Origin of the sequence: Alteromonas gilva (assembly GCF_028595265.1) — a bacterium.
In the GTDB taxonomy this organism is placed as follows: Bacteria; Pseudomonadota; Gammaproteobacteria; order Enterobacterales; family Alteromonadaceae; genus Alteromonas; species Alteromonas gilva.
The window spans coordinates 292,262-309,029 of sequence record NZ_JAQQXP010000001.1; the positions used below are offsets into that span (position 1 = coordinate 292,262).

The window sequence follows — 16,768 nt, forward strand, 5'->3', positions numbered from 1 at the left end:
TGGAAAATCAGGCGGCTACTGTTTGCTACATTCTTTGTGTCACATTACCCGCTAACAGGCGGTCAGGTTGTCCAGGTAATCATATCAGTACACGATGCTGGTAGTTTGAAGCCGTCGCATTACTCCAATTCACCTGCCACTAAAATGCGTATTTAACGCCAAGTAAAAAGCGCTTGGTGCTATCGACCATATCCACTCTGGAAAACCAGCCAATGGCTGTGCCGGGCAATGCGCCGGAGACTTCAACGGAACCACCGTGTCCGGTGCCGAGGTAGTCTTCAGTGAGTTCGGCACGTAAGCCAAAACCTGCACTGACGTAGGCGTAATAGGCGTACAGGTCGACAGGGTAACTGGCGAGCGACAAGGTGCCATCCAGCCCTATAACTACCTTATTATCGGCTTCGTCCGCACGATGTATCAGCTCAAAAAACCAAACGTGATTTACGCTCTGTTGAACGCGCAACTCACCACGCACATAGTTACCACCAGTGATGCGTTCGAGACCAAATTCCATGCTATAGACGTCATTAAGCCTGGCGGTATATTCCAGTTCCAGCAGGTTTAATTTGTTGCTGAGTGACAGCGCCCTGTCGGGATTGGTGTCGTTAATTGCCCCGGCGACTATTTCGAATTGCTGGTCGCTGTTGGGTTGATAAACGTGACGTATGCCCTGAAACCAGCCATCTTTAGACATGCCGGTTGCTGAGACGCGGCCCTTATAGGTAGGAATAACCCCAAATTCGGTTTTACCCGATGGATTAATCCGCCTCACGTACAAACGGCGAATGGCCAGTTGCTCACTGTCTTGTTCGCCAAAGGTGTTGTGACTGGAGCTGAAATCGTCGCCGGTTACCACGAAGCTATGCAGGCTCCACTGGTTTGTCATATTAATTTGCGGGTAATAACGCACGCGGTATTGGTAGCGATCCGGCCGGTCGGAACGGTTGTCAAAGCGCACCTGTACATCCAAGCGTTGCTGATAAAGTTCTGAAGGCTGCGAAGCCAGCACCGGCAGAGCAATAATCTGCAACAAATAAAGGCTGGCAATATACAGTAATAAATCAGGTCGTTTTGCCATGGCGTTGAGGAATGCTCTTAAATGAGACTAAACACGACCATGATAGCGTAAATTAAAGTGGGGGCGTTAAAGAAAAAGCCGGCAAAGACTGCCGGCTAAAAGTGGAGAAGTACCTAAAAAAGGCAACGTATATTCATTTAGAGGGGTCAACTCTCTGCATGTTAATACGTATTATCAAGCCTCATTTTAACTCTTATACTTTAGGATAATAATTCTTATTTAGAAATTCTAAAAAACAGATTTAATTAATTACTAAATTAGAATGGTGTTTGATTATAAAGGGGTGGGCGAAAGAAAATAAAAAAGGCTTTCGCACGCGAAAGCCTTAATGAATTACGTCACTTCAACAAGACTTAATTTAAGCCTAGTTTTTTCTCCAGGTAGTGGATGTTGGTGCCGCCGGCATAGAAGTTTTCATCTGCCATAATGCGTTGCTGTAAAGGCACGTTAGTTTTAATCCCGTCTATCACTAACTCATCCAATGCGTGACGCATACGGGCGATAGCTTCATCACGGCTTTCACCATAGGTAATCAGCTTACCAATCATTGAATCATAGTAAGGCGGTACCGTATAACCTGCGTAAATATGCGAGTCCCAACGCACACCTAAACCACCCGGTGAATGGAACATTTCAATTTTACCGGGGCTGGGAATAAAGGTGTTGGGATCTTCGGCGTTAATTCGGCATTCAATGGCATGGCCGCGAATTTGAATTTGCGACTGGTCGATAGACAGCGGTTGCCCTGCGGCAATGCGCAGTTGCTCTTTGACCAGGTCAACGCCGGTGATCATTTCTGACACCGGATGCTCTACCTGAATACGGGTATTCATTTCAATGAAGTAAAATTCCCCGTTTTCATACAGGAATTCGAACGTACCGGCACCGCGATAGCCAATTTCGAGACAGGCTTTACGGCAGCGATCGCCAATTTTGTTGCGCATTTGCTCAGAAATGCCGGGCGCGGGGGCTTCTTCAACCACCTTTTGGTGGCGTCGTTGCATTGAGCAATCACGTTCACCCAGGTGAATAGCATTACCCTGACCGTCGGCCAGTACCTGAAATTCCACATGGCGTGGATTTTCGAGGAATTTTTCCATATACACAACGTCGTTACCGAAAGCAGCGCCTGCTTCAGCTTTGGTGGTTTCAATGGCTTTAATTAATTCCGCCTCACTACGCACTACGCGCATACCACGACCACCGCCACCACCGGCTGCTTTGACAATAATCGGATAACCAATACGCTTAGCGATGGTTTTATTACGCTCGGTGTCGTCAGTCAATGGGCCATCTGAACCCGGCACGCAAGGAACGCCTGCCTTTTTCATGGCGTTAATAGCCGACACTTTGTCGCCCATCAAATTGATGGTATCGGCGGTTGGTCCGATAAAGATGAAGCCACTTTTTTCAACCGCATCAGCAAAGTCGGCATTCTCAGCGAGAAATCCATAACCAGGATGAATTGCAATGGAGTTAGTGACTTCTGCGGCGGCGATGATACGTGGTATGTTCAGGTAACTCTCTGTTGCTGAGGCATTACCGATACAAATTGATTCGTCGGCGAGCAGCACATGCTTGAGGTTGCGGTCGGCTGTTGAGTGAACGGCCACCGTTTTAATCCCAAGCTCTTTGCAAGCTCGCAGGATCCGCAGTGCAATTTCACCACGGTTAGCTATAAGTACTTTATCCATGAGAATACCGTCTACTCGATGATGAACAGGGGTTGGTCAAATTCAACCGCTTCCTGGTTCTCGACCAGTATTGCCTTCACGACACCGGCTTTATCTGATTCAATTTGGTTCATCATTTTCATGGCTTCTACAATACACAGGGTATCGCCCACGTTGACGCTTTGACCCACTTCGACGAAGGTTTTCGAGGTAGGTGAAGAGGCACGGTAGAACGTACCTACCATTGGTGATTTTACGGTATGACCGGTCGGTGCTTCAGGCTCTGCCGGGGCAGGCGCTGCAGCTGGCGCGGGGGCTGCCTGTGGTGCAGCGGGCGCCGGAGCCGCATAATGGATTGGAGCCGCAGATGCCGAGCTACCACGGTGGATACGTACTGACTCTTCACCCTCGGTAATTTCTAACTCAGAAATGCCTGATTCTTCGACCAGTTCAATCAGCTTTTTAATTTTCCTAATATCCATAATCTGTCTCTATTTATAATGTTAGTTGTTAACAATATCTGCCGCTGCGTCCAGAGCCAGCTCATAGCCTCTAGCGCCAAAGCCAACAATTACGCCAGCAGCAATATCTGAAAAATAAGAATGGTGTCGAAAACTTTCGCGGGCATGCACATTAGACAAGTGCACTTCTATGAACGGTATCGAAACACTGAGCAGCGCATCCCGCAGCGCCACACTGGTGTGGGTAAACGCGGCAGGATTAATAATAATCGCATCGGTGTTGCCCATTGCGGCATGTATTTGGTTGATTAATTCAGCTTCTGAATTTGATTGCACATGCACCAGTGACCATTGTCGCGCGGATGCTTTCGCAGTTAAGCCGTCAACAATTTCATCGAGTGTAGTGTGCCCGTACTTGTCGGGCTCACGTTTTCCTAACATGTTTAGGTTAGGGCCGTTCAATAAAAGTATTTTCATTAATCTTGTAGCTATCTTGTGCTTAAATTCTGCATATATGCTAGTTATACAGAAAACTACATTTAATTAACACAATTAGCACGTTAAATTCGCACTATTTTGAGATTAGTCGGCAATTATAGTGATTAAATAAGATATCGCAGCAAAATACTGGTCTTATCAGCGAGGTTCGCCACAATTTTTGCTTTCTGAACCGCAGTTGCGAGTTGTGTAGTGGGTGGATGTAATGGCTTACAATCTGTTGCCTTTCGATTTGGCGCGAATGGCGTTGGTTAACTGAATGGCGATCTCAGCAATAGGCAATGACTTAACCACTCCACCTAAACGTACCGCTTCTTTGGGCATGCCGTAAACCACACAACTGGCTTCGTCCTGGGCGAAGGTCATAGCGCCCTTACTGTGCATTGCCAGCATGCCTTCGGCTCCGTCGCGTCCCATACCGGTCAGGATCACACCAAACGCATTGTGACCCACATGTTGTGCCAGACTATTAAATAAGACATCCACCGACGGCTTATGACCGCTTACCCGCTCGTGGTTGCTTAACTGGCTGCGGTAGTCAGAACCATATTTAACCACACTTAAATGTTGGTCGCCCGGTGCAAGATAGGCATGACCGGGTAACAAACGTTCGTCATGCTGCGCCTCTTTGACAGTAACCGCACAAAGGCTGTCCAGTCGCTTAGCAAAAGACGTGGTAAATCCTGGTGGCATATGTTGGGTCATCACAATAGCCGGGAATGATGCGGGTATTCGAACCAATAAATCCTTAATGGCTTCGGTGCCGCCGGTACTGGCGCCAATGCCCACAATAAGCTCGGTGCCGCTATAAGATAGCTGTGTTTTGCTGATGTTCGTCTCGACGGTGCGTTTTTTTACATTGGCGCCGGCGGCGGCAATTATTTTTCGCGTTACCAACTCCTGAAACGCCATAAATTTTGCCTGAACATCTATCTTCGGTTTAGGGATGAAATCAATCGCGCCTAACTCCAATGCTAACATGGTGGCATCTGCCCCTTTCTCGGTTAACGTGGAGATCATCACCACCGGCGTCGGTTTGGCCTTCATTAACCGGTCCAGAAAGGTCAGGCCGTCGACCCGCGGCATTTCAATATCGAGGGTAATTACATCAGGGTTGAGCTTTTGCACCATCTCCTTGGCCACATAGGCATCGGGGGCGGTACCTGCGAGGGTCAAATCCGGATGCGAAGCAATAATTTGGGTCATCAGCGAGCGAATTAACGCCGAATCATCAACGACCAGCACAGATATAGTCATAATCAGTTACTCAATCAAACAAGTCGATTTCACCGGCCTTCGGTGCATCTTTTATACGCAAGCGGTATTCACTCTCGCGATCAAGAATCGTGGTGTTGTGCATTACTTTAATCTTACGCACTTTAACGTCACCCGTGGCCGGAAAAAAATACACTTTACGCGGATAAGGACCCAACAAATCACGCGCCAGCACCGGGATGCTTTCGAGCTTAAGAAAATCCAGTATAAACTCGCTGTTGCGCTCGCCAACGTTATGGATAGTCAGCCCCTGTAACACATTACCACCACCAAAGACTTTTGCTTCCAGGCGGTGACGTGCGGCGCCCATTTTTAACAGCTCATTGATCAGAATTTCCATGGCAAAAGTGCCATAACGCGCTGAGCTGTCCATGGCTCCTTTGGTGATAAATTCATCGGTAGGCAGTAAAAAATGATTCATACCGCCAATTTTAGTGACCGGATCGCGCAGACACACCGATACGCAGGAGCCCAACACGGTAACAATCAGCGTGGGATCACGCGTTGCATAGTATTCGCCTGGCAGTATTTTTACCGCATCACTGTCGAATTGACGATCATAGTAACGATTAGGTGTTGATTTATCGGGAAGCTCAGTCATGCACTTTGCCGGTTAACCTGGTAGATGGTTTTGCCCAAAGGGCGCATCAGGTAGGCTAAATGTGAGAAGTTTTCAGAGTGCCCTGCGATGTACAAGCTATCCGGTTTCATTTTATCTAAAATCCGTTTCAGGATTATCTCTTGTGTTGGTTTATCAAAATAAATCATAACATTACGACAAAAAACAATGTCGATGCCAGCGTCAACGGCGTAGTGGGTATCGAGCAAATTTTGCTTAAAAAAAACGATGGATTTGCGTAATTCCGGTACCACTCTCGCCTTGCCTGCGTTGGCGCCTTTACCCCGGTGAAAGAACTGTTTACGCCGGACCGGCGAAAGCTTCTCCACCTGATCAATCGGGTAAATACCGGCCTCGGCACGCTCGAGCATGCGGCTATCAATGTCTGACGCAACAATCTTTATATTGTTAGTGAGCGCGCCGCGCGCTTCAGCGCATGTCATAGCAATAGAGTAGGGCTCTTCGCCGCTGCTGCTCGCCGCACACCAAATTCGCTGTGGCGCCGGGTGGCTAAGCAAATATTCCTTTAACTTTTCAAAATGATGCGCCTCACGAAAAAACGACGTCAGGTTAGTGGTCAGCGCATTAATAAAGTGCTCTGTTTCGGTTTGATTGGCATCAAGGTAGCGCAGGTATCCGTCAAAGCTGTCGATACCCAGCGCCCGCAGCCGCCGAGATAAGCGGCTGTATACCATGTTGTCTTTACTGTCAGCCAGATTAATACCGGTAAGCGTGCGTATTTTATGACGCACAGCATTGAACTCTTTGGTTGAATACGCAAAGGGTTTATCCATGGCTAGCTGCGCTTTTGTTTAAAAGCTCTCCCACTCGTCATCATCAGGTTTTGCCGGGCTTATCTGCTTGGTGCGGGCCGACACATTTTTCGGTGCTGGCTTTGACTTACTTGCCCGAAGCGCCGGTGCGGCGGGTTTTGAGGAGGCCGCCTCGTGTTCTATACCTAACTCAAAAAAGTTAACCCGTGAAATGAGCTGTGACGCCTGCGAACTCATACTCTCGGCCGCTGCCGCAGCCTCTTCTACCAGAGCGGCGTTTTGCTGGGTCATTTCGTCCATTTGTGATATGGCTTTATTCACTTCATCAATACCTGACGCCTGCTCCGCTGAGGCAGAGGCAATTTCAGACATAATGTCATTAACGCGTTGAATAGCAGTAACGATTTCTTGCATGGTATCGCCGGACTTGGTGACCAGTTGGTTACCGCTTTCCACTTTGCTCACAGAGTCGGAAATAAGCCCTTTAATGTCTTTGGCGGCATTGGCTGAACGTTGTGCCAGGGTGCGAACCTCAGATGCGACAACGGCAAAACCGCGGCCTTGTTCGCCAGCCCGGGCTGCTTCAACGGCGGCATTAAGCGCAAGAATGTTGGTTTGAAAAGCAATACCATCAATCACGCCAATAATGTCTTCGATTTTCTTCGCCGAATCGTTAATTTCAGCCATTGTGCCCACCACCTGCTCAATTAACCGGCCACCATCGATGGCAACCTTGGAGGCTTCAGAGGCCAGGCCATTGGCTTGTTTGGCGTTGTCGGCATTGAGCTGTACGGTACTGGTAATCTCTTCCATGCTGGAAGCGGTTTCTTCCAGGCTGGATGCTTGTTGCTCTGTGCGGCTGGACAGATCGGCATTGCCTTTGGCAATTTCCGACGACGCGTTGTTAATGGTCTCTGAGCCGGAACGGATTTCGTTAATAATGCCGGTCAGGTTTGACACAAAATCGTTCACTGATTCGGCCAGCGTAATAAACTCGCCTTCATACTCGCGATCCAGGCTTGACGTTAAGTCACCTTTCGACAGTAACAGCATGATCTCGCATATATCGTTAATCGCGAGCTTACGGTTGGTGATGTCGGTTGCATATTTGACCACGCGCGTCACAGTGCCGTTGCTGGTGGTTACCGGGTTGTATGAGGCCTGAATCCACACCTTTTCGCCGCGGCTGTTAAAGCGAAGAAACTCGCCGCTGGCATGCTCGCCGCGCTGTAACTTGGTCCAAAAGTCGCGATATTCGGATGATCTGGCGTAGTCGGGATCAACAAATATGCGGTGATGTTTGCCAGCGATCTCGGCTGCGGTATAGCCCATTAAACTTAAGAAATTTTCATTGGCTTTAACGATTTCGCCATCCGGCCGGAACTCTATAACGCCCTGACTGCGGTCCAGCGCGGCCAGCATGTTGGCGGTCATGTTGTATTCGGTTTTATCAACCCACTCAACCATGGCACCGTCGGGGCGACCGTTTTCGTCCAGTAACGGCATAAGCTGCAAATTGAAGTTTACATCGCCGACAATAATGGATGAAGACATTGGCCGGGTAAGCTCGGCCAGCATTTTTGCCTGATGAGCCGGATTTTTGTGAAACTGATCAATGTTCTGGCCTACCAGGTTTTCGGCAGAAAAGTGCGGTAGTACCGTGCGGATCTCGTCCTCGTAACTTTTAAGCAGTTTATACACCGCATCGTTAGCGTAAATGATGTTCCGGTTTTTATCGGCTACCATTACGCCCGATGAAATAGCATTAAGTGCAACTTCATAAAAAGCCGGCTGCTTTTGTTTTGGTTCTGTTTCTGTCTGGCCGCCAAATAAATTACGCAAGTTCATACTGAGCCCTCGTTTTGCTGATTCATGCTGTCAAAAATGCCGATTTCCTCACTGGTAATCAGACGTTCGATATTGACCAGAATGACAAGACCGTCATCAACGCTGGCCAGGCCATCCAGATAGCGGCTATCAAACGCGACGCCAAATTCCGGTGGTGAGTGGATCTCGTCCTCAGTAACGTTAATTACGTCGGATACACTGTCCACAACAATGCCCACAATTCGATCCTGTACGTTGAGCATAATGACAATGGTAAATTCGTTGTAAGTGGCTTCACTGACGTTAAACTTCACTCGCAGGTCGACGATAGGCACTATGTCACCTCGTAAGTTAATCACGCCTTTAATAAAGTCTGGTGCGTTGGCGATTTTGGTGACCGGTTCATAACCCCGGATCTCTTTTACCTGAATAATCGCTAATCCGTATTGTTCCTCACCTAACATAAATGTCAGGTATTCCTTGCTCGCCCCAGCAGTGACCGCCAGCGCAGCATTCTGCGATGACACAGTTTTCATCAGGTTAACCCCACTTGATTTATTTGTTCATTTTTGACCAGATTATCAACATCAATAATCATGGCGACTTTGCCGTCACCCATAATGGTTGCGCCCGAAATACCGGCCACTTTTTTGTAGTGGCGTTCCAGACTTTTAATGACTACTTGTTGCTTGCCCAGCAGTTGGTCAACAATAATGCCGTAGCGTTTCTTGCCAATTTCAACAAGCACGATAATGGAATCGGTAATGGGTTTTTTGGTACCGCTGGTGTGCATCTGATCGCACAGTGATATCAGTGGCCAGTACTGGTCACGACTCCACAGCATGGTGTCTTTAGCGAGGGTTTTTATTTGCTCCTCACCGGGTTGCAGAGATTCAATAATATTCAGCAGCGGGATAATGTAAGTTTCTTCTCCCGCTGATACACACATACCATCAATGATAGCCAGCGTAAGTGGTAACTTTATGGTAAACGTCGAGCCCTGCCCGGCGTTTGAAACGATATCGATGGAGCCTTGAATCGACTCGATATTTTTGCGCACCACGTCCATACCAACGCCACGGCCGGACACATCCGTAACGGCATCGGCGGTAGAAAACCCCGGCGCAAAAATCAGTGCCCACACCGCTTCATCGGGCATTTTAGGGTCGATGTCCATGCCATTGCTGATGGCTTTTTCGAGTATTTTTTCGCGATTCAGGCCGCCACCATCATCTTCAATACTTATCAGGATGTTGCCACCGCGTTGCTCGGCTCTGAGGACTACTGTACCGGTTTCTGGTTTGCCCGCGGCGAGGCGTTTTTCTAACGGCTCAATACCATGATCCAGGCTGTTGCGAACCAGATGAGTGAGCGGATCTGCCAGCTTTTCAATCATGCTTTTGTCGACTTCAGTGCTGCCCCCTTCAATAACCAAATCAATTTTTTTATCGAGGGTCTTGGCCAGATCTCTTACCAGGCGTGGAAAACGATTAAACACAAAGGAGACCGGGATCATGCGCATCGACATAACAGCTTCCTGAATCTCACGAATATTCCGCGACAACTCATCGATTGCGCTGCTGAGCTTTTCGCCTGTGTCGCCCTCAACCTCCTCACCCACCATCGATAATATCGACTGGGTAATAACCATCTCCCCCACTAAATTAACCACGGTATCGATTTTGCTGGTATCAACGCGGATAGAGCCGGCGTCAGTTTTGCCTGGCTTTGCTGCAGGTTGTGGCGCGGATGGCTTTTTCGCAGTGGTCGTTGTGGCTGGCGTCGCCGCCGGCGCTTCGTCGGCAAAAAAACCATAGGCTTCTTTGTCGTCGAGCGGCTCGGCCGGTTTCGGCTCGCTGAAAAAGCCGAAACCGTCGTTATGTTCGTCATGTCCCTGCTGGGCCTGAGGGGTTAATTCAGGCTGGCCTGGGGCATCATCGAAAAAGCCAAAGCCATCATCGTCATCCGCCGGATCCCCCGAAGCACTTGCCTCAACAGGTTGCCCCGGCGCGTCGTCAAAGAAGCCGAAGCCATCGTCATCTGTCTCGTTAGCGTCTCTCGCGGAAATAGAGTCTTGTTTAGCGGCTGGGTCAGCTAATATGGCTTCCAGCGCGGCTTTGCCTTCGTCGATTTGTGACCAGTTAATCTCTGCTTCGTTCTGATAGGCCTGAAGAATATCACCCAGCGTATCAGTGGTTGCGAGCATGATATCAACGATGTCAGTGGTCAGCGCAAGTTCGTGATTACGGGCTTTGTCGAGGATAGTTTCCATGACATGGGTAAGACCGGTTAAGGCATCGAAGCCGAAAATACCGCTGCCACCCTTAATAGAATGTGCGGCACGAAAAATACTATTGAGCTCCTCCGCATCCGGCGAATCTGTAGAAATATTGAGTAGTAGTTCCTCCATCGTTTGAAGATGCTCCTGGCTTTCTTCAAAAAAGACGGCGTGAAACTGGTTCATATCTACAGACATGTGCGTTTACCCCAGTAACTGTTTGGCTATGGCTAATAGCTTGGATGGGTCAAAAGGTTTTACCATCCATCCGGTTGCGCCGGCTGCTTTGCCCTGGCTTTTTAATGCATCGCCGGCTTCTGTGGTGAGCACTACAATGGGCACGGTGCGAAAGCTGGTCATGCCTCTGAGGGCTTTAATTAAGGTAATACCATCCATACGCGGCATGTTTTGGTCGGTTAACACAAAGTCATAGCGTGTGGTCTGACACTTGTCTAACGCTACCTGACCGTCTTCCGCTACATCTACCTGATAGCCGGCCCCTTTTAGCGTTACTTCGACCATCTGTCGAATCGACATAGAGTCATCAACGATTAATATTTTTTTGCCCATAACATCTAATTCCTTTCGATATAAACAGTCGTTCGATTACCTGCGGTATTTCTTTCTACGGTCTTACATATTGCATCCAGTAGCCCGAGACCACGTCCACTAAGCCCCTGTTTATCGGCTGAAGGATTGGTAAGAGAGAATCCTGTACCAGAGTCTTCGACTGATACTTTTATAAAGGTAGTCGAATTTGTATAAAGTTCTATGATGAGTTCATCATTTTTATTAAGATTTTCCAGACGTTCTTCCCGTATACTCAAATAATTAGCAAATCCCTCTACGTCATTTTTAAGTTTAGAGTCTAAACGGAGAATGCCATGATCGAGGGCGTTGTTAACCAGTTCAGCCATGGCCGTAAACGCTTTTTGGCATAAGTCTTTAGGGAGCCCGGCGTATTGCATGATGTGCATTGCCTGATTGAGTACATCCAGGCCTTTTAAAACGTTGCCCCGGACGCAAAAACGGTAGTCAATTTCACCAAAATCGACGGTCGCTGATTGTTGTTGACCCTGTAGCTGCGCGCGTAGTTTTTCGCCGTCAATGACACAGAGCGTGATGTCATCTTCTTCGGATTTACCCTCAGCATAGTGGGTGCAATAGCCCATCAGAGCAATGAGATTGCCTTTATCAGCCAGTATTCGCTTGCTTTCGCTGATGAGTTTGGCTAACGATAATGCGTCCCCGGCAGGGTTGGTTTGCTCTATTAATCCATCCGTATACAGGGCAATTTGAGTAACCTCTGCGATGGCAAGTTGCTCTACTTTGATACTGAAACTGACCGGTTCGAGAATGCCCAGCGGCATTGCACGGGACTTGAGTTCGCGTAATTCACCGTTTTGTAAACCGCAAATAATGGGCGGTAGCCCGGCATTAATGAAGCTTATCGTTGAGGTGTATGGGCAAATTTCGATGCCGGCCAGTGCGACAAAGCGATCATCGGGTATTTCTGAATACAGCTTGCGATTAATTTCGTGAAAAATTTCTTCAATGCCCTTGCCTTTGTTGGTCATTGCACGGGCGGTTGTGACAATGGGAATAATACAAATAGCCGCGGCTAAACCGTGTCCCATGGCATCTGCCAGAATGAGCTGGATTTTGCCGGTTGGGTTGTAACCTGCAAAAAGCGTATCGCCACTGAAACTGGTCATTGGCCGGGACTCTAAAGCCACGAAGCCGGGTAAATCAGACTCCGCACTGGCGATATTCCTGTAAACGTGCTGAGCGAGGTTTTCTTCCTGGGCTTTTTCGTCTAACAGTTGTTGTAATAAATGGTTTTTGTTAGCCAGTTCAACGTTTGCCTGCTTAAACGACAGCAGATTGCGAATTTTTTCCAGCAACAATTCCATGCTGACGGGTTTAACCATGTAATCGTGGATACCAGAGCTAAAACCTGCTGAAATACTGGTCATTTGGTCATCGATAGAAACCATAATCACATAAGGCGTTGGGTCCAGCAGCTTCAATTGGCCTAACAGTGAAGTGCCGGAGCCGTCGGGCAGGTGATTATCAATCAGTACAATATCAAAACGATAGCGGCGGACAATTTCTCTGGCATCGGCCAGGCTAGATACACTAAAAACGTTAAGCCCCTGAAGGGTTAAATCAGCGACCAGCATTTCGCAAAAGATGGGGTCGTCATCGACAACGAGTACGGCGTCTTTATGGCTGAAGCGGCTTGGTGTATTCATGCCGGTACTGGTTCCTACCGAATAGTGAGCATTTTGTCGAAGTTAGCTATTTGCAATACTTCCAGAGCGGTACCTTTAGCATTCGCGACTTCAACATTACAGCCATTGGCTTTGGCCCGTTTTTGTAACAGTACGATCATGCCCAGGGCGGCACTATCGAGGTAGAGTACCCGTGAAAAGTCCAGAGTAATCAAGCCCTTTGTCTGTTGGTCAAGAATCTTGTTATATTGTTCTGTGAATGACTTGTGAAAGCTAAAGTCAAATCGCTCGGGAATTGCTATGGTCGTACTCATGTATTTTTTATCCTTTAAAACAGTTCTATATCACCAGCATCAACCGAAGAAGAAGATACCGGGTTATGAAGGTCCGCCCACTGTGACTGTATTTTTTGCTGGAACGCTTCAGGATTGTTGATAATGTCGCGTTGTTGCGACGGATCCTGAAGGTCTGTGAGATGCATTTTTAACAATGAAACAACGCTGATGGTGTACTCCATATACTGACGATTGATATCGCCAAACTGCAATCCACGCGTCGCGTTGTTTAACGCCGTGTCCAATTCCCCTGATAAATTTTGTAAGCCAGAGGTTACTTTTTGATCCTGCTCTGCTTTAACAATAATGCCCTGCAGAGCGTGGTTAATATCTTTTTTCGCTTCGATAACATAACTCACGTCGTAAGCGGCTAACTCGCCTATACGTTCGCTCAGCGAAGAGATTTTTTGATTAATTCCGTTAATCTGGGTTTGTATTGATTCACTGAATTGCGCCGAGCGGCTCGACAGGCTTCTGACTTCGTCGGCGACCACGGCAAAACCACGACCATGCTCGCCCGCTCTGGCGGCTTCGATGGCCGCATTCAGTGCCAGTAAGTTAGTTTGTGCGGCAATACCATCGATATCTTTGAGGGCCTTAATTACCGAAGGAACGGTGTCGTTAATGGCAGTAATCTGTTCAAGAATTTCCATAATGCCGGCTGACATATCTACCGTGCTTTGAATAAAGCGGTCGAGTGAAATACCGGTTCTTTCGGCGAAGGCGCGCATACGATCGCTGTAAAGTTCCTCTGAGCCAGCGTCGACAGTGATGAGTTGGTGAATGGTTTCACTTTGCTGATCTACCAGGCTGCGTAAGCCTAGAAAATTTTGGCTGAGTGTATCAACCGCGTCGTTATGAGTTGAAATAATGTTAGCCAGACTGGTCTCACATTCACCGAGAATTTCTGTGCTGGTTGCTGAAATGCTATTGAGCGCATCCGTATCATGCTGGTCAATACTGGCCGTGGGCGCATCAGTATTTTTGCTGTTAGCGGGTTGTGCCTGTTCGGCGGATGCAGTATTACCTACATAATAATCATAACCGAGAATGGCGCCAGCCAACAAAATAACGGCCAGCACACCCGAAAGAAACCACGCTACAGCCATTGCAATCAGGGTTGCAATCCCTACAACAACGTATTTATTCATGTCATTCCTAATTCACAGTGAATACGCTATGAATTGTAGTACATAAATTCGTTAGTGCAGGGAAGTCTTAAATTTGCAAAAAAATTTCGACAACCTGTTCTTTTTACGTGATTTCTTATCTATAGATAACTGTAAATGGTGAGTGTGTGTTCTTTTAAGAATATTTATTGAGGGCCTGTTGGTCATTGCTGTGCACTGTTGCCGCAGGCCCTGGTACCGGTCAATCCTTATTCAGAGCGTTCTTAACATGTTTCGCAAAGGGTTCGGCTTTCATAAAACCGGTTATTCTGGCTTTTGTCAGTTCATTGCCCTGCGCATCAAAGAGTAAAATCGTTGGTAATCCGAAAATGTCAAAGGCATCCTGAAACGCCACGTTAGTGGGCGTATTGTCAGTTAAATCGATTTGCATCCACACCGTATTATCCAGGGCACTGATGACCCGTGGGTCAACAAAGGTGTACTTTTCGAATTCTTTACAGGCGACACACCAGTCTGCATAGAGATCAACCATTACCGATTTACCCGCCGCGTTGGCAGCCGCCAGTTTTTGTTCAAAATCAGCCAGGTTTTTTACCAGCACAAATTCCGGGTGGGCAGGCTGTTTGGCTGCAGAGCCGTTGGCAGCTTGGTCAGATGCGCTGGTGTCATTTCCATCTCCTCGTTGGGCGCTATTTACTCCGGTGTTAACACCGTATTGAGTTACCTCAGCGGTATTGAAAAAGGTGTTGTAGGCCAACATGGCACTGACAAACAGGCCAACAAAAATAACCAGTGTTCTGACCCCTTTTGCGAAGGTCGCGGCGGTTGGCTGATTAGCCACCTGGAAGTAACTGAAAGCAGCAAGCCCCAGAACTGACCATAGCAAGACACTGTATTGTGAATTCCACATACGCTCAACAAACACGATGGCTACCGCCAGTAACATGAAACCAAACGTGGTTTTCACAATGTTCATCCAGTTACCTGCTTTGGGTAGCAACTTGCCCCCGGTCATGGCAAAGATAATCAGCGGAATACCCATACCTACACTGAGTGCGTAGAGCGCTAAGAATCCCAGCGTGGTGTCGCCGCTTTGTGCCACAAAGAGCAATATACCGGTTAACGGTGCTGTGGTGCAGGGCGAGGCAATTAATCCCGACAATATACCCATAACAAAGACGCCGACCAGGCTACCACGCTGCTGTGAGTTGCTCACGCCACTGAGTTTTTCCTGCCATTTGCTCGGCAACTGAATCTCGTAAAGGCCAAACATAGCGGCAGCTAACAACACAAATATAATGATAAAGGTGATCAGAATGACAGGGTGTTGCAAGGCGGCCTGAAACTGGACACCGGCCGAGGCAACCACCAGGCCGAGGAGCGAGTACATGATGGCCATACCCTGCACATAAACAAAGGCCAAAATAAACGCGCGCGACAGTTTAATGTCTTTGCCCTGACCAATCACTATGCCAGATACGATGGGATACATGGGGAATACACAGGGGGTAAAGGCAAGACCAACCCCCAGCGCTAAAAACAGCAACAAGGTGAGCGCGAGGCTTTCCTGCGATGCCAACAAATCCGCCAGATCATATTGTTCGCTCACTACTGACGATGATTCAACGGCGGCCTGTTGTGCAACGCTGTCTGCGACCGCGGCGTTTTGGTCAACCGCCGTCGCGTCTTGTTCAGCCGCCGGCGCTGCCGGTTGATTCACGGCATTCAGGTATATGACCTTAATCGTTGGCGGGTAGCACAGGCCCGCGCTGGCACAGCCCTGATAGCGCAGTTTTACCACGCCGTCCTGCTGTGACTGTTCTATAGGAATAGTGAAAGACAGTTTATTGTAAAATACATCCGAGATACCAAAGAACTCGTCTTCGATTTCTTCCGCAGCAGGAAAAGCCGGCTCACCCAGGGTGGCGTTTTTGGTGGTGGTTTTAAACTGCTTTTTATATAAGTAATACCCATCGGCGATGTCAAAATGCACAATGAGTTCATCGGCTTTTTGCTCAAAATCGAAGGCAAAGGCTTCTTCTACCGGCAGGAAGGAAGGTTCACTACCAAACAGATCCTGCATGTCGCCATCGTTTATTTGTGCGCTGGCAACGCCATTAAATAACACGGCTAAAAATGCCATCAATACTATTACAAGCCGGAACTGTTTCACCGAGATACTTCCTCTTTTATTCAACATTTAATTCTTGATTAACCCAGTTGCCATACGCAGCGCTGACATGCTGTGCGTCGACCACAACCCATTGCGGCACATCGTAATTATGCAGCGCGTCAACCACACGTTTAGCGGCATCAACGTGCTGCTGCGTGGTTTTAATAACAAGTTGAAACTCCTCATCCTTTACTACCTGATCCTGCCACCGGTACACGGCGGTAATACCCGGCACAATTTGTACACAGGCAGCCGCGCGAGCGGCGATAAGGGCGTCGGCAATGGTTTCAGCATTGTCACGGGTGTCCGTAGTGCAAAATACAATACATACATTACTCATGGTTAGTCTCCACCAGACCGGACTTATCTTAAAAACTATTCAGTTTACCCCAGGCGACGGCACTTTACCCGGCT

At 48.1% G+C, this 16,768-nt stretch carries 16 protein-coding genes; all 16 read right to left on the bottom strand.

The genetic code is table 11. From position 1 onward, the window contains the following. Nucleotides 1-139: 139 nt before the first annotated feature. Complete coding sequence (locus tag OIK42_RS01415) at nucleotides 140-1,078, bottom strand: hypothetical protein (protein ID WP_273637773.1); 939 nt, start codon at nucleotides 1,076-1,078, stop codon at nucleotides 140-142. Nucleotides 1,079-1,431: 353 nt separating this feature from the next. Beyond that, nucleotides 1,432-2,772 carry an acetyl-CoA carboxylase biotin carboxylase subunit gene (accC, locus tag OIK42_RS01420; protein ID WP_273637774.1) on the bottom strand — a complete coding sequence of 447 codons (1,341 nt, stop codon included), beginning with the start codon at nucleotides 2,770-2,772 and terminating at the stop codon, nucleotides 1,432-1,434. A gap of 11 nt (nucleotides 2,773-2,783) precedes the next feature. Beyond that, nucleotides 2,784-3,233 (bottom strand): acetyl-CoA carboxylase biotin carboxyl carrier protein, encoded by a 450-nt coding sequence (gene accB / locus OIK42_RS01425; protein WP_273637775.1) that lies wholly within the window; start codon nucleotides 3,231-3,233, stop codon nucleotides 2,784-2,786. A 21-nt stretch (nucleotides 3,234-3,254) separates the two neighbouring features. Continuing rightward, nucleotides 3,255-3,689, bottom strand: coding sequence for a type II 3-dehydroquinate dehydratase (gene aroQ / locus OIK42_RS01430; RefSeq protein WP_273637776.1), 435 nt, complete (start codon nucleotides 3,687-3,689; stop codon nucleotides 3,255-3,257). A 231-nt stretch (nucleotides 3,690-3,920) separates the two neighbouring features. Next, nucleotides 3,921-4,967, bottom strand: a complete 1,047-nt coding sequence (locus OIK42_RS01435) for a protein-glutamate methylesterase/protein-glutamine glutaminase (RefSeq protein WP_273637777.1) — start codon at nucleotides 4,965-4,967, stop codon at nucleotides 3,921-3,923. A 10-nt stretch (nucleotides 4,968-4,977) separates the two neighbouring features. Then, nucleotides 4,978-5,586: a chemoreceptor glutamine deamidase CheD gene (cheD, locus tag OIK42_RS01440; protein WP_273637778.1), complete on the bottom strand. Its 609-nt coding sequence runs from the start codon at nucleotides 5,584-5,586 to the stop codon at nucleotides 4,978-4,980. Next, nucleotides 5,583-6,398, bottom strand: coding sequence for a CheR family methyltransferase (locus tag OIK42_RS01445; protein ID WP_273637779.1), 816 nt, complete (start codon nucleotides 6,396-6,398; stop codon nucleotides 5,583-5,585). The genes cheD and OIK42_RS01445 overlap by 4 nt, the downstream gene beginning before the upstream one ends. 18 nt (nucleotides 6,399-6,416) lie before the next feature. Beyond that, nucleotides 6,417-8,225 carry a methyl-accepting chemotaxis protein gene (locus tag OIK42_RS01450; protein WP_273637780.1) on the bottom strand — a complete coding sequence of 603 codons (1,809 nt, stop codon included), beginning with the start codon at nucleotides 8,223-8,225 and terminating at the stop codon, nucleotides 6,417-6,419. After that, nucleotides 8,222-8,740 carry a chemotaxis protein CheW gene (locus OIK42_RS01455; RefSeq protein WP_273637781.1) on the bottom strand — a complete coding sequence of 173 codons (519 nt, stop codon included), beginning with the start codon at nucleotides 8,738-8,740 and terminating at the stop codon, nucleotides 8,222-8,224. Before OIK42_RS01455 ends, OIK42_RS01450 begins: the two co-directional genes overlap by 4 nt. Further along, complete coding sequence (locus tag OIK42_RS01460; RefSeq protein ID WP_273637782.1) at nucleotides 8,740-10,680, bottom strand: chemotaxis protein CheA; 1,941 nt, start codon at nucleotides 10,678-10,680, stop codon at nucleotides 8,740-8,742. Before OIK42_RS01460 ends, OIK42_RS01455 begins: the two co-directional genes overlap by 1 nt. A 6-nt stretch (nucleotides 10,681-10,686) precedes the next feature. Beyond that, the gene (locus OIK42_RS01465) at nucleotides 10,687-11,052 is read right to left on the bottom strand and encodes a response regulator (RefSeq protein ID WP_273637783.1); all 366 of its coding nucleotides are present in this window, start codon (nucleotides 11,050-11,052) and stop codon (nucleotides 10,687-10,689) included. A gap of 5 nt (nucleotides 11,053-11,057) precedes the next feature. Beyond that, nucleotides 11,058-12,737: a PP2C family protein-serine/threonine phosphatase gene (locus tag OIK42_RS01470; protein ID WP_273637784.1), complete on the bottom strand. Its 1,680-nt coding sequence runs from the start codon at nucleotides 12,735-12,737 to the stop codon at nucleotides 11,058-11,060. A gap of 14 nt (nucleotides 12,738-12,751) precedes the next feature. Next, nucleotides 12,752-13,030: an STAS domain-containing protein gene (locus OIK42_RS01475; RefSeq protein ID WP_273637785.1), complete on the bottom strand. Its 279-nt coding sequence runs from the start codon at nucleotides 13,028-13,030 to the stop codon at nucleotides 12,752-12,754. A gap of 14 nt (nucleotides 13,031-13,044) precedes the next feature. Further along, a complete protein-coding gene (locus tag OIK42_RS20370; protein ID WP_309568745.1) occupies nucleotides 13,045-14,202 on the bottom strand; it encodes a methyl-accepting chemotaxis protein in 1,158 nt (385 codons plus the stop codon). Nucleotides 14,203-14,422: 220 nt separating this feature from the next. Further along, nucleotides 14,423-16,264 (bottom strand): protein-disulfide reductase DsbD, encoded by a 1,842-nt coding sequence (locus OIK42_RS01485; RefSeq protein WP_374211856.1) that lies wholly within the window; start codon nucleotides 16,262-16,264, stop codon nucleotides 14,423-14,425. Nucleotides 16,265-16,370: 106 nt separating this feature from the next. Beyond that, entirely contained in the window at nucleotides 16,371-16,694 is a 324-nt protein-coding gene (gene cutA / locus OIK42_RS01490) for a divalent-cation tolerance protein CutA (RefSeq protein WP_273637786.1), read from the bottom strand. Nucleotides 16,695-16,768: the final 74 nt, after the last annotated feature.

Bases quoted from the DNA above. Each gene is read 5' to 3' on its own strand.
- OIK42_RS01415 (WP_273637773.1), bottom strand. From the start codon at position 1,078: ATGGCAAAACGACCTGATTTATTACTGTATATTGCCAGCCTTTATTTG.
- accC (WP_273637774.1), bottom strand. From the start codon at position 2,772: ATGGATAAAGTACTTATAGCTAACCGTGGTGAAATTGCACTGCGGATC.
- accB (WP_273637775.1), bottom strand. From the start codon at position 3,233: ATGGATATTAGGAAAATTAAAAAGCTGATTGAACTGGTCGAAGAATCA.
- aroQ (WP_273637776.1), bottom strand. From the start codon at position 3,689: ATGAAAATACTTTTATTGAACGGCCCTAACCTAAACATGTTAGGAAAA.
- OIK42_RS01435 (WP_273637777.1), bottom strand. From the start codon at position 4,967: ATGACTATATCTGTGCTGGTCGTTGATGATTCGGCGTTAATTCGCTCG.
- cheD (WP_273637778.1), bottom strand. From the start codon at position 5,586: ATGACTGAGCTTCCCGATAAATCAACACCTAATCGTTACTATGATCGT.
- OIK42_RS01445 (WP_273637779.1), bottom strand. From the start codon at position 6,398: ATGGATAAACCCTTTGCGTATTCAACCAAAGAGTTCAATGCTGTGCGT.
- OIK42_RS01450 (WP_273637780.1), bottom strand. From the start codon at position 8,225: ATGAACTTGCGTAATTTATTTGGCGGCCAGACAGAAACAGAACCAAAA.
- OIK42_RS01455 (WP_273637781.1), bottom strand. From the start codon at position 8,740: ATGAAAACTGTGTCATCGCAGAATGCTGCGCTGGCGGTCACTGCTGGG.
- OIK42_RS01460 (WP_273637782.1), bottom strand. From the start codon at position 10,680: ATGTCTGTAGATATGAACCAGTTTCACGCCGTCTTTTTTGAAGAAAGC.
- OIK42_RS01465 (WP_273637783.1), bottom strand. From the start codon at position 11,052: ATGGGCAAAAAAATATTAATCGTTGATGACTCTATGTCGATTCGACAG.
- OIK42_RS01470 (WP_273637784.1), bottom strand. From the start codon at position 12,737: ATGAATACACCAAGCCGCTTCAGCCATAAAGACGCCGTACTCGTTGTC.
- OIK42_RS01475 (WP_273637785.1), bottom strand. From the start codon at position 13,030: ATGAGTACGACCATAGCAATTCCCGAGCGATTTGACTTTAGCTTTCAC.
- OIK42_RS20370 (WP_309568745.1), bottom strand. From the start codon at position 14,202: ATGAATAAATACGTTGTTGTAGGGATTGCAACCCTGATTGCAATGGCT.
- OIK42_RS01485 (WP_374211856.1), bottom strand. From the start codon at position 16,264: ATGCAGGATCTGTTTGGTAGTGAACCTTCCTTCCTGCCGGTAGAAGAA.
- cutA (WP_273637786.1), bottom strand. From the start codon at position 16,694: ATGAGTAATGTATGTATTGTATTTTGCACTACGGACACCCGTGACAAT.